10 protein-coding genes are annotated in these 12,947 nt (G+C 41.1%); 5 read left to right on the forward strand and 5 right to left on the reverse strand.

What is annotated here, in order from left to right; genetic code table 11:
• Nucleotides 1–309 precede the first annotated feature (309 nt).
• Entirely contained in the window at nucleotides 310–636 is a 327-nt protein-coding gene (locus FD723_RS26835) for a YbjQ family protein (protein WP_179068088.1), read from the reverse strand.
• A gap of 635 nt (nucleotides 637–1,271) precedes the next feature.
• Here FD723_RS26835 and FD723_RS26840 point away from each other — a divergent pair.
• Complete coding sequence (locus FD723_RS26840) at nucleotides 1,272–1,952, forward strand: tetratricopeptide repeat protein (RefSeq protein ID WP_179068089.1); 681 nt, start codon at nucleotides 1,272–1,274, stop codon at nucleotides 1,950–1,952.
• Between the two features lie 2 nt (nucleotides 1,953–1,954).
• Here the strand turns inward: FD723_RS26840 and FD723_RS26845 are convergent, their stop codons facing one another.
• Complete coding sequence (locus FD723_RS26845; RefSeq protein ID WP_179068090.1) at nucleotides 1,955–2,857, reverse strand: ABC transporter ATP-binding protein; 903 nt, start codon at nucleotides 2,855–2,857, stop codon at nucleotides 1,955–1,957.
• Nucleotides 2,858–3,247: 390 nt separating this feature from the next.
• On the opposite strand from FD723_RS26845, the gene FD723_RS26850 reads away from it, so the two are divergent.
• The 3 genes from FD723_RS26850 (at nucleotide 3,248) to FD723_RS43930 (ending at nucleotide 5,729) form a co-directional block, all read left to right on the forward strand.
• Nucleotides 3,248–4,315, forward strand: coding sequence for a DMT family transporter (locus tag FD723_RS26850; RefSeq protein WP_179068091.1), 1,068 nt, complete (start codon nucleotides 3,248–3,250; stop codon nucleotides 4,313–4,315).
• 245 nt (nucleotides 4,316–4,560) lie between these two features.
• The gene (locus FD723_RS43925) at nucleotides 4,561–5,301 is read left to right on the forward strand and encodes a peptidoglycan-binding protein (RefSeq protein ID WP_306296994.1); all 741 of its coding nucleotides are present in this window, start codon (nucleotides 4,561–4,563) and stop codon (nucleotides 5,299–5,301) included.
• Nucleotides 5,244–5,729 (forward strand): HEAT repeat domain-containing protein, encoded by a 486-nt coding sequence (locus tag FD723_RS43930; RefSeq protein ID WP_306296995.1) that lies wholly within the window; start codon nucleotides 5,244–5,246, stop codon nucleotides 5,727–5,729. The genes FD723_RS43925 and FD723_RS43930 overlap by 58 nt, the downstream gene beginning before the upstream one ends.
• 113 nt (nucleotides 5,730–5,842) lie before the next feature.
• On the opposite strand, the gene FD723_RS26860 is transcribed toward FD723_RS43930, so the two are convergent.
• The 3 genes from FD723_RS26860 to dnaG form a co-directional block, all read right to left on the reverse strand.
• Nucleotides 5,843–6,298: a DUF2141 domain-containing protein gene (locus tag FD723_RS26860; RefSeq protein WP_179068092.1), complete on the reverse strand. Its 456-nt coding sequence runs from the start codon at nucleotides 6,296–6,298 to the stop codon at nucleotides 5,843–5,845.
• Between the two features lie 382 nt (nucleotides 6,299–6,680).
• Nucleotides 6,681–8,141, reverse strand: a complete 1,461-nt coding sequence (locus tag FD723_RS26865; RefSeq protein ID WP_179068093.1) for an ammonium transporter — start codon at nucleotides 8,139–8,141, stop codon at nucleotides 6,681–6,683.
• Between the two features lie 1,232 nt (nucleotides 8,142–9,373).
• A complete protein-coding gene (dnaG, locus tag FD723_RS26870) occupies nucleotides 9,374–11,329 on the reverse strand; it encodes a DNA primase (protein WP_179068094.1) in 1,956 nt (651 codons plus the stop codon).
• A 158-nt stretch (nucleotides 11,330–11,487) separates the two neighbouring features.
• On the opposite strand from dnaG, the gene FD723_RS26875 reads away from it, so the two are divergent.
• Nucleotides 11,488–12,840 (forward strand): N-acetylmuramoyl-L-alanine amidase, encoded by a 1,353-nt coding sequence (locus tag FD723_RS26875; protein WP_179068095.1) that lies wholly within the window; start codon nucleotides 11,488–11,490, stop codon nucleotides 12,838–12,840.
• Nucleotides 12,841–12,947 lie beyond the last annotated feature (107 nt).

Below are 12,947 nucleotides of genomic sequence, written 5' to 3' on the forward strand. Positions count from 1 at the left end.
TCATCTGTTTTTATCTCTATCAATAGAAAGAATTAACAGGTATATCTTTAGTGATAAAACAGACTTTATTTCACGTTTTTTAATACAATTTATTATTTATTAATATCTGAATAATTATTGATAAGTCTTCAATATTAAAGTTTTTAAAATAAAACTAAATTATTTATTTTTTACAAAAAGTAGCTTGAGTAATATATGTAATTAAACTTAATAAAAAACTGAATCACGTTAGGGAGTTCCCTACTCTTGAGGATAGGCAAGCTAAGTAAAATGTCTCATAGAGAGCATTATTAATAATTACGAATTACTTTAACGCATCCTCACAGCTGTACCAGTGGCAGTAATCAGCAAAAGAACTCCTGATTGGTCAAGATTGATTGTGCCAGTATCAATTTCAATTCCGATTACAGCATTTGCTCCTAAACGTTGGGCGCGTTGCTCTAACTCTTCTAGTGCTTTGCGTTGACCCTGCTCAAATAGACGCTCATAGCTAGCAGTACGTCCACCAATAATATCGCGAATTCCAGCCAAAAAATCTCGCAAGAAATTGCTGCCGTAGACTACTTCTGCTGTCACAATACCTAAATATGAATCAATCACGGCTCCTTGAATCACATCAGTTGTAGTTATAATCATAAGTTAACCTTCTAGTTAGGATATATGAGATGTTTATCGAAATAATTGAGCAATTGTAACTTTGATTACAGAATATAAGTTTGATAAATATCCTCTTACACAATTTTAGATTGCGCTTTGACCTTTAATATTGTTCTAAACAGAAACCAGAATTTCAAGGAACATTTGACTGATTAAATTTATCTTACCGTGTAATGACCAAAGAATGATGTGAATGCCTAGATGATGACTTCTCAAAAGGTAGTATCAAGAACTATAAATTGGATACAGAGTCAGCAAAATTTTAAATGAAATAAAAAACAGGAATGAATCTTAAACCCTGTAAGCTTGGCACATCAACGTCTAGGATTAAGTCAGATGCCTGTTGAAATTTTTCGAGTAGCACGTATAACTACTGACTAAAAAAGGTGTCATTTTGCGTTTGTACTGGTTTATATGTAGGGTAACTGGATGTGAAAGTTGATATCTTACACTTTATCCTTCAGTGAAAACTCTGTTACGCAGTGCTGATTGTAAAGGAAAGATAAATGAACTATTAACATCTTAACCAATACGAATAAATACAGTTTTCAAAAGTCCATATTTTTGTTTTAATGTACAAGAAAAAAGTTCTCTAAAATTTCAGGAAATTTACTGTGTACAAGCCAACATCATTCGTGTTTAGCGTGGTGTTACTAGGATGTTTTACCTTCACCATACCTTCAGTAGCTCAGGCTCAGGTATTAGTGGCACAAGCCAAAAACCCAGAGTTAAAGCAACTGCTAGAAGAAGGACGGAGGCTAGTGGATGCCGGTGATTATGGTGGTGCGATCGCTGTTTATCAACAAGCGGCTAGTTTAGATCCCAAGAATGCTAAAATCCATTCAGGCATTGGGTATTTGTACGCTCAACAGGGAAATTACCAGGCAGCATTAACAGCTTATCGTAAAGCGATCGCAATCAACCCTAACAACAGTGATTTTTACTACGCTGTCGGCTACATCAAGGCGAATTTGGGCGACACACCAGGAGCAAAGGAAGGCTACCGTCGTGCCATACAGCTGAACCGTAACAACGTTAACGCCTATTTAGGATTGGCTGTGACGCAATCGCGAATGGGAGACTATAATGCAGCTACTTGGGCATACCAACAAGCCATCGACTTGGATAAAAACAACGCCCAAACTTATGAGTTAATGGGGTCGATGTATAAACAGCGACGACAAACCAAACAAGCGAACAGCTTGCTTCAGAAAGCCCGTGATTTGTACAAGCGTCGCAACGACTCAGGTGGCGTAGAAAGGGTAGAAGCCATGCTGCGGCAGTTAGGAGGATGAGGTTAATCTAACTGGCGTCCCGTTAATTCTACAAAAATATCTTCCAGATTAGAGGGACGCACCATCATTCCGGTTTTATCGGGCTGTTCATTCAAGTAGATATTTGCTGCTTCCAAAGATGGGAAAAACAGATATTCCCAACTACGAGCGCCATCACTTCCCACATCAGACACACCTAATTGTTTCATCACCAAACCTTCACCGTGAGCAGAACGCAGCTGTTGTAAAGTTCCCAAAGAAATCAATTTACCGCTATCCATAATACCGATGCGTCCTGGCTTGGTAGAGCCAAAGGCATCGCACAAAAATTCGACCTCATCCATATAATGGGTCGTCAGTAGCATCGTCATCCCTTGTTTATTTAAATCCCGAATAATTTCCCAGAGGCGTCGCCTGGTTTGGGGGTCTAGTCCTACCGTTGGTTCATCCAAAAACAAAATTTGCGGTTGATGCAATAAAGCTCTCGCAATCTGCAACCGTCGTTTCATACCCCCAGACAGGGTTTTTACCAAATCATCACGTTTTTCTGCTAGTTCAACATACTCTAGCCATTGATTAATCAATTTTTGCCGCTGCGGGTTACTAATGTGATGTAGTCTCCCGTGCAGTTCCATATTTTCCCAAACGGTTAAATCATTATCTACACTGACTTGTTGCAAGACTACGCCAATACTCTGTTTTGCTAATATTGCTTGGCTTGTCACATCATATCCACCTACTTCTATGCGTCCTTGAGATGGTTTGGTGAGTGTAGTCAGCATCCGAATTGTGGTTGATTTACCTGCACCGTTTGGGCCAAGTAGAGCAAATATCTCTCCTGCTTCAATTTTGAATGACAGGTCATTGACTACAGGTATATTGTTGTAAAACTTGTAGACATTTTCTAAAAAGACAGCAGCAGTCACGTCGCTTCGCTCCGAATTAAAAATTCAAAATTAACAAACTAATTTCGGTCATAGATAAATTTGCTCGTATAATTTCTTAATCAAGATTACCATTCTGAATTACATCAAACTAAATATATTTTATGAACCCTGAGATAACTCAATCTTTACTTAGGGACTTCCAAATAAAAAAATGCCCACCCCACAATCAATATTGGGTAATTTATTTGTGGGAAATCCTTTACACCTCAATTTTTTCTTAGTCTGCGGAGGGATAGGGATGCAGAGGTAAGCGCAGATAATTCGCTATGACACCTGAGTATTCTTGCTATGCGATCGCAAAACTACATAATTCGGTAAGATTGGGTAAAGCAATTTTTGCGCTTGTTAAACAAAGGCATCAGCAAACCCATGCAACTGAAACTCAGTGCATCTCGACTTCCCTTCGCCCCACTCCTGTTAATCGCCCCCTTTTTTCTATGGGGAACGGCAATGGTAGCCATGAAAGGAGTGATACCCCATACCACACCGCTATTTATGGCAGGAGTGCGTTTGATACCAGCAGGGGTGTTAATTCTGATTGCAGCAGCATTTATGGGTAAACCCCAGCCGAAAGGTTGGGCTGCATGGCTGTGGATTGCCTTATTTGCCCTAGTTGATGGGACGCTATTTCAAGGGTTTTTGGCAGAGGGATTAGTCAGAACCAGTGCAGGGTTAGGGTCTGTGATGATTGACTCACAACCCTTAGCTGTTGCATTGATGTCGTTGTGGTTATTCCAAGAACACATTGGTTTTTGGGGATGGCTGGGGCTAGGCTTGGGAGTCACAGGTATTAGTTTAATTGGTTTACCTGATGAGTGGATTTTACATTTTCTCGACTCAGGCGCAAATATTACAATAGGCAACTGGCAAGATTTGTTTGCTAGTGGTGAGTGGTTAATGCTGTTAGCAGCGCTATCAATGGCAGTGGGAACAGTTTTAATTCGGTTTGTGTGCCGACATGCTGACCCAGTAAGCGCTACAGGATGGCACATGATTCTGGGTGGATTGCCACTATGGGGAGTTTCATCAGTTGTCGAATCACAGCAATGGGAGAATCTGGGAGGATCTGATTTAGCGGCTTTGAGTTATGCTACTGTATTTGGCAGTGCGATCGCCTATGGTTTATTTTTCTACTTTGCCTCTAGTGGCAGTCTCACTAGTCTTAGTTCCCTCACCTTCCTCACACCCGTCTTTGCGCTACTATTTGGCAATCTTTTTCTATCGGAAGTCCTTAGTCCATTGCAGTGGATAGGAGTATTTCTCACTTTAATTAGCATCTATCTAATTAACCAACGTGATGCTTTATCAGGACAAAATGACACAATTACCGTCGGCGAAATAGCTAACATACAGCAACCAGTTTTAGAAAAATCTGCTAAAAAATTGAACCCCATAAGTCTAGTAGTCAGAGAATCTGAACCAGAAACTTTACCCTAACTCGTTAAAATAATTCGTAACTCGTAATACTCGCCTCCGGCGGGAAGCAAGCTACGTAGTTCGTAATTCGTAATCCAGTAGGAAGATGAAGGAGATGAGGGAGAACACCCAATCCCCATTACCCCTTATCCCCAGAGGGGGCCCCACCTTCCCCAATCCCCAAAAATGACAGTTAACATTTGGTCATCAAGAAGGTATTGTGGTATCGAAGACTTCAAAAGCACGTTTAGGCTAAAACTTGCAATATGAGGCTATGCCGTTCCTCAATTCTGATATTTACCTGTTTTTCTTGTGTGGGTTTTTACCCAAGTCGCTCAAGTATAGCCACACCTAACCTAGCACCTAAAATTTTAGAACTTCAAGCAAGTTCTATAGTTACTGCTAGTCCGGCTGTCTTGAGATATGGTAGTCGAAAATCAGATGTGCAGAGACTACAAACCCAATTAAAGCAGTTGGGATACTACAGTGGTGCAGTAGATGGACAGTACACTACCAGTACGGAAATCGCTGTAGCTAAATTCCAGAAAGCAAAGGGTTTAAAAATAGATGGTCTTACGGGATTGGAGACTAGTAAAAAACTGCAAGCTGCTTTGGCTACCAAAAATCAGATTATCACCTCTCCAATATTTGCCTCTCCTATTGCAACTATTGCAACTTCTAAACCAACTGCAAAACCTAAGCCAAGCGAGAGAGGCTTTGTCTGGTGGTTAATATTTGCCATCGGAGTTATAGGATGTATAGGGGCGCTTTTTTACCTGCTGAGATGGTTTCGTCAGGTCAAACATGGCAATCTAACCAAAGTTCAAAAGTCCGAAATATCTAATACTAAAAGTTTAAGTGAAGCTAACAAAAAAACGATGATACCATCCTCACCAGAGACTATAACTAATCTACAAACAACTACGCCACCACCCCCCCTCCCCCACAATTGCTGCTACCAGAAAAAACTTCCCGTCTTGCTAAACTCAATATCGTTGACGAATTAATTCAAGACTTACACAGTTCTGACCCCACAAAACGGCGCAAGGCTATTTGGGATTTGGGTCAGCAGGGAGATTCGCGGGCAATTCAACATCTAGTTGACTTGATGATTGATGCTGATTCTCAAGAAAGCAGTTTAATTTTGGCAGCTTTGGCAGAAATTGGTACTCGCGTACTCAAACCGATGAACCGTGCTTTAGCAATTTCAATCCAAGATGAAAGCCCACAGGTGCGGCAAAATGCGATCCGTGACCTGACACGCGTTTATGACATGATGGGTCAAATGACTCAGATGTTGCGCCATGCGCTGGAAGACCCAGACCCAGATGTCCAAGCAACAGCACGATATGCTTTAACTCAGATGAATCGAATGCGTGGCTTGCCAGAACAACAAAGTCTACCGGAAAATTCAGACAAAAATTCACCTGAATAGAATAGAAATCATTCGATTTTAGATTTTTTCTTCAATCCAAAATTGGAAACGCATCTTTGTTGCCACCTAAAATTTAAAATTGACAGTGGAGCAAGTTTAAATCTGCTGTCAGCCTAAAAATATTTTAACTGGATTTTGATATTGGTATCCGGGCCTGCGACTAAAAATGCTGCCTCGCTAAATTTGGGCGCTCTGGTGCGAATCTCTGGGTTGCTGGAAAATCCAAAGCCTTCGCTTGGTATACCCAAGATATTGCGATTAAGAATGCGGTCATTATTTTGATCGTGGAAGACAGCAACGGCGTAACTACCTGCTTTCAAATTGTCAAAAGTAATGGGTAAGGGATTGTCAGTAATTTTGGTACACTGCTTTTGTAAGACGCGATCGCGATCGCTAGGAAATCCTTCACTGCTTGCAAATATACTCGCACAGACTTGTCCTTCTTTATTTTTCAAGCCATCTATTTCCACAGTAAGTTTGCCGTTAAAATTTGCCTTGGCACTCAATGACCATGCCAGATTTCCCAGAACTGCTAATAGTAGCAGACTAACTCTCAATCCTTTAACCATAAAATTTTCACAGAATAAAATAAGTTTTGCTGAAATTAAGTTTTCACTTGCATTAATACCGCGCAGACTCATACTGACATTATTCAGTCAATACTTGCAAGCATCTGGCTATATTTCATCTCTTGACACATCTGTAAATATGAATATTCTTTAGAAATATTATTCAGAAATAATTATATGTACTTTCTAAAACAGTTAAGTTGTCTTTACCTTATCTTTAAAATAGTGCAAAAATATCTTTCCTGTTCCCTACCTCAACGAGTAATTTCACAACTGATTTAGGATTCCTATATCAATAAAAAATACGGTAGAAAGTTGTAAGCAATTTATACAATATACTTTAACTACCGTATAACGACTGTTTTGATTTTTAATCTTGCTTTTATTCGCTATCAAAAGCTCCTAATTCGGGAGTTTTAGCACGATTTGTCTCTTTTTCTTCGATCGCATAAACATCAGGCCATACTGACGCGCCGTGTTCGTAGACATCGATACCAATGCGATCGGCTTCGGGATTGACACGTAGGCGTCCCAATGCTTTTAGACCACCAAACATCAAAAAGGTAAAAGCAACAGTGAAAACTGCGATCGCTACCACACCTAAAAGTTGTATAGCTAGCAAGTCAAAGCCGCCACCTAAAAATAACCCTGCCTTTTTATTGAGGGTCAACTCTGCTTGACCTAAGAAGCCAACGGAGAGAGTACCCATCATGCCATTGATACCATGTACGGCAAATGCCCCCACCGGATCGTCAATATGGAGTGACTCAATTAAATCCACTCCTAGAGTAACCAAAATACCACCCGTTAACCCAATCAAAACCGAAGCCCAAGGTGCAACATAAGCACAGGGGGCTGTAATTGCTACTAATCCTGCTAGCGAACCATTGAGAGAATAAACTAAATCCCACTTACCTGTGCGGGTATATTGAAAAATTATCGCCGAAAGCGCTCCAGCCCCAGCAGCTAATGTGGTGTTGACTGTCACCAAACCAATCAATCCTGTATTACCAGTGCTGAGGGTTGAACCAGGGTTAAATCCGTACCAGCCAAACCACAGAATCATCGTTCCCAGAGTAGCTAGCCCTAAATTGTGCGCTGGTGGTAGTGTTCCCCAAGCCGGACGACCAGGACGGGGGCCAAGCAAATAAGCACCTACCAATGCTGTCCAGCCACCAACGCTGTGGACAACAGAACTACCAGCAAAGTCGTGATAACTCAATTTGGCTAACCAGCCGCCAGAGTTCCAAGCCCAGTGGACGATGAGGGGATAGCTGATTGCCCCCATAATGGCGCTATAAATTAAGTCGCCAACAAAGTCAGTTCTTCCTGCCATTGAACCAGTAGTAATTGTACTAGCGGTAGCAGCAAAAGCAAACTGGAAGAAGAACAAGCTATAGGTATTAATGGCGGCTGTAGAACCTGGCGCACCCAAGGGATAACTACCATCAACACCAGGTAGCTGACTGAGGAAAAAGTTATCTATGCCAATTAACCCGCCAGCACTTGTACCAAAGGCAATTCCAAAGCCAATTCCCCACCACACTAAGATAGTTACAGCAGCGTCAATGAAGTTTTCTAGTAAGGCGTTAACTACACCTCTTTGCCGGATTAAACCGGCTTCTAACATCGCAAAGCCTGTTTGCATGAAAAATACTAAAAACCCAGTGATTAGTACCCAAGTAGTATCAATGGAAATTTGCAGTTTCGTTGTAGTTTCAGATAAAGACTGAATAGTTGGAGGATCTGCCGCTTGTACAATTGTCGGGGCAAAAACTGCGAATATCATTGAAGCGATCGCTAATGCCAATAGTCGATGCCAGGGTCGAATACGTTTATTCATTGGTTATCTTTTTCCTGCTATAAAAGCAATAATTGATATTGGTAATAGACTTAGCAAAATCAATCAATTGAATTAATGCTCTTTGAGATTTCTCATGAGAGAATATTTTTGAGCTTTGGCGATCAAGCAAGGCTTTGAAAAAGATTCAAGGTCGGCATCTTATTTTTCTCTCCTCAGAGATATACAAAGAGCATTAGGCTTGCCAAATAAGGTTTTCGCCAACAGTTTTAGGAAATAATTATCTCATTGTCTGTGTCAGTTCTTGATTTGATTGGGAACACACTTTTTGTAATATAAAAAACTCTGATTAAAGAAAAATATAGACACTGATTCACAGAAATGACGAGACTACTTCCAATATGGTTCGGTTAAGGTTTTTTGATGAAAATTATAGATCGCAAAAATCCGATAAATCGCCGTCTCTACAAATGTTTCTTGTCTTAACCGAACAGTATTGAGACTACTTCCTGTTTTACTTTGGTAAGTATGGCCTAAACGGATAAATTGTGCTGATTCTCTATTTACTCAAGCTAAAAAACTGTATAAGTGAACACATTTTTTGGAATTTTTGGACTGACATCGCTTTTGATGTGACAAAGAAAGCAATTAGATTCTTTATAGATAAGTATTTTCCGAGATCGGGATCGGATATTTGGGATACTATTAAGTTTTTATACAAAAAGTTAATTGCTTGTTACTTTAAAGTGCAGAGATAAGCTCAAGAGAGCAGTCAAGATAATAGACATCTCCGAAAAAGAATGTAGAGACGTAGCACTGCTACGTCTCTACAAGGATTCTGGATAACGCATATTTAATTTCTGGAGATATTTAATATCATGTTCGACTTAATGCTTATGTCATTGCGTTCGCGTAGCGTCTCGTAGAGAGCGGAGCGCAGCAATCCCAAGGCTTTGCAATTGCTACCCTGCGGGAACGCTAAGGGCGAACATTCCACTTCGTTGCATACCCTGCGAGAAGGCTTACGCCAACGCAATGACATATCGTAAGTGATTTACAGAACATGATATATTCATAACTCATCTCTGCAACGCCAAATTTCGCATCAAAAGTAACGCAGATTTCTAAAACCAATCCTTAGATAGAAAATTGGTCGAGCTATTTATACAACAATACAGTTCAGAATGAGCAACAAAACACTTGTAGAGACGGCGATTTATCGCGTCTCGAAAACCCAAACGTATTGATTTATAGGCGGCGATCGCTATCTTACGTCAAATTAACTCTGTAATGGAAAATAACCGTTGTCGGTCTATTTTTTGAAGCTTGATTTTTTCAGCGTAGAAAGCCTGATAATAGGATTGATACCGCTCTGGTTCCGCTTCTGGATCGGTTTGTTGCCATAGCTCCAAAAAGTGACGATAGCGTTTTTCAAGCATCACCAAATCCATACAAGCGATCGCAGCTTGAACCACTTGCGGAGTCCGAAGTATTTCTTTCTGGTTTTTTTCATCGACATGAAATAAATGGGAAATTAACCCGATCTCGCTGTCAAATTCTAAAAACTGGTCTTGCAGGCGGGAAATTAAATTTGGTAGAGACACTAAATTTTTTGTCTCTCCATCACCGGATGAAATTTCTAAAATCTGTTGCCATAAAAATCGGTGGTGGGAAAGGCTAAATTGCAAATCTCGCTCCTCTAGTTCGTCAATAATCGCTTGACGCTGTTCAGGACAATGCAAATAAATTCGCAATAATAACGCCTCTGCGTGTTCTAAAAGGCTGCGTTCTGTAGGGAGTGGGGAGTTGGAAATGGAGAGTGGGGATTGGCTACCTCCCCATGCTTTCTTTGCTGATACAGGCTTAGAATATATAGCCGCAGCTGGAGCAATTTGAGTTAGCAGATTTTCGACTCGTAGGGGTATAAGTCTGGTATCTCCTAAGCTGAGTATTTCAGCACAATAAGAAACATAATAATTTCGTGTATCGCTATTGGCTATATTTTTTAGTAATTTGACTAATTGCTGAGTTACTTGCTGAAAATCAGTAGCTTGTTTTAAGTCGCGGTCTTGAATAATTTGCTGAATCTGCCAATCTAGCCAAAGTGGGGCATTTTTTAACAGTTCTCCATAATCTTCTTGGGTATGGCTATGCAAATATTCATCAGCATCTTTACCATCGGGTAAATTGAGAATTTTTAGCTGAACTTCGCCCTTGTATGCTAGTTCGGCAATTTCACCGATCGCCCGTTCGGTGGCATTAGTTCCGGCTTTATCGGCATCAAAGTTGAGTACTAATTGTTTCGATTCGGTATAGCGTAATATTAACCGGACTTGTTCTAAACTTAAGGCTGTACCGAGTGAGGCGACAGCGTTATTAATACCAGCAGCGTGGAGAGCGATCGCATCAAAATATCCCTCTACTACCACCGCTTGATCGAGTTGGGAAATCCCACCTTTGGCTTGATCTAGGGCAAATAAGGTTTTACCTTTACTAAACAGTTCGGTTTCTGGTGAATTTAGATATTTAGGCTGCTCATCAGTCAGAGTTCTACCACCAAAGGCAATAACGCGCCCTTGAACATCGCGGATGGGAATCATGAGGCGATCGCGAAATACATCATAATAACCTCCGCCTTCCTTGCGTGGCTTAATCAATCCCGCTTTTTCCAGTATTTGTACTGGGTAATGTTTATCTTCTACTAAATAACGATAGAGAGTTTCCCAACCTGCGGGGGCAAAACCTAAACCAAATTGCTGTATAGTTTCTTCTTTGAATTTGCGGTTAGATTGTAAATATTGAAGTGCCTTTTGCCCTTGGGATTGTCTCAGGGCGTGTTGATAAAACTGGGCTGAGGAAGCAAGAACTTCATATAACTGCTCCCGCAAAGATAGCTGACGCTGTAATTCTTGGCGTTGTTCGGGTTCTAGGGTTTGTACAGGTACTTGGTAACGCCGTGCTAAATCCAGCACCACGTCAGCAAAAGAGCGTTTCCCCAACTCCATGACAAACTTAATGGCATTTCCCCCAGCTTGACAGCCGAAGCAATAGTACATTTGTTTGGTTTGGCTGACAGTGAAACTGGGAGATTTCTCGTCATGGAAAGGGCACAAACCGACAAAATCCTTTCCACGTTTGCGTAAAACTACGTACTCCGATACGACATCGACAATATCAGCCCGTAATTTAACTTCCTCAATTGTGTCTGGGTGCAAGCGGGGGATTTGCATATCTTAGTTACTGGGGATTGGTCATTGGTCATTAACTTTGGAGAAATACCAAAGGATAAATGAGTTTTGGCTTCTGATGGCTATTATATTCTTGTTGCTAGACCCAGAATGATGTATAGAATTGCTTAGACTTAATTTTATCAGAGGAAATACTGAAAATGGGGCGTATTTTTATATCAGCGGCTCATGGAGGCAAAGAAGCGGGAGGAATAGATCAAGGTGCGATCGCAGGTGGTACAACTGAAGCAAAAGAAATGATTTTGCTGCGGGATTTGATTGTCACAGAACTGAGGGCGCGGAGTTTGGAAATTTTGGCGGTTCCTGATGACTTGAGTGCCGCCCAAACTATCACCTGGATCAATTCCCGCGGGCGTCGAGGTGATGTCGCCTTAGAAATTGCAGCTAATGCGGCTAGTAGCCCTTCTGTACGGGGGGCTAGCGTCTTTTACATTGCGAATAATAGCGATCGCAAGAGTAATGCTGAACAGTTGCTAGTAGGGTTATTGCGCCGCGTACCTCAATTACCAAATCGCGGAGTCAAGCCAGATACAGATAGTGGATTGGGTAGTTTAGCATTCTGTCGCCAGACAACGCTGCCAGCTTTGGTGATGCAAGTGGGGTTTCTCAGCAATCCAGAAGATCGGGCTTTGCTGCAAACTCGCCGCCGTGATTTTGCTTTGGGAATTGTCGATGGATTGGTAACTTGGAGTCGTGTAATTGACCCCACTCCTGGAACTCCAGCCGAAGCAAATTATCCACCTATTAATATTAATATTAATGGGCAAAGTTACACAGAACAAGGAGTTTTAGTTAATGGCAATGCTTACATTCCCATTGATTTAGTAGACCTGCTGCGAATTGATCTTTCAAAAGCAGCTAATGTCAATAAAATTACCTATCACAAAATAGTGTATGTCAAAGCGATCGAACTACGAGATTTTAATGTTGCAGTCACTTGGGATGCGGCGACGCGTACTGTTAGCTTGCGGTCGAATTTGGTAGTTTGTCCCGGTCAATTTTCGCGGGTGATGTCAAACGGTACTACTTCCGAAATACAGTTACAATTATTCCTGAAAAATAATAATCAAAATGCTTTAGCCAAGTTTCCTGACATTCCAAAACTTTATCGTGAAGAAGCAGGTATAGAGGGAGTGAACTATGATATTGCCTTTTGCCAAATGTGTGTAGAAACTGGATTTTTACAGTTTGGTGGTGATATTAAACCTGAGCAAAATAACTTTGCTGGCTTGGGTGCGATCGGTGGTGGTGCCGAGGCTGCATCTTTTCCAAGTGCCAGAATTGGAGTGAGGGCGCACATCCAACATTTGAAAGCTTACGCCAGTTTAGAACCTTTGGTACAAGAAGTAGTAGATCCAAGATTTCGCTTTGTTACACGGGGGATTGCACCATTAATTGATCAGCTAGCAGGGCGATGGTCAGCAGATTTAGATTATGGTACAAAGATTTCAGCAATGCTCAAACGATTATATGAATCAGCAGGACTTCTTTGAGTTATGACTCAATACAGTTCATAATGAGCAACAAAACACTTGTAGAGACGGCGATTGATCGCATCTCGAAAACCCAAAATTGTTGCCAGTAAACCTTAACCCAAGCG

The organism is Nostoc sp. C052 (assembly GCF_013393905.1).
In the GTDB taxonomy this organism is placed as follows: domain Bacteria; phylum Cyanobacteriota; class Cyanobacteriia; order Cyanobacteriales; family Nostocaceae; genus Nostoc.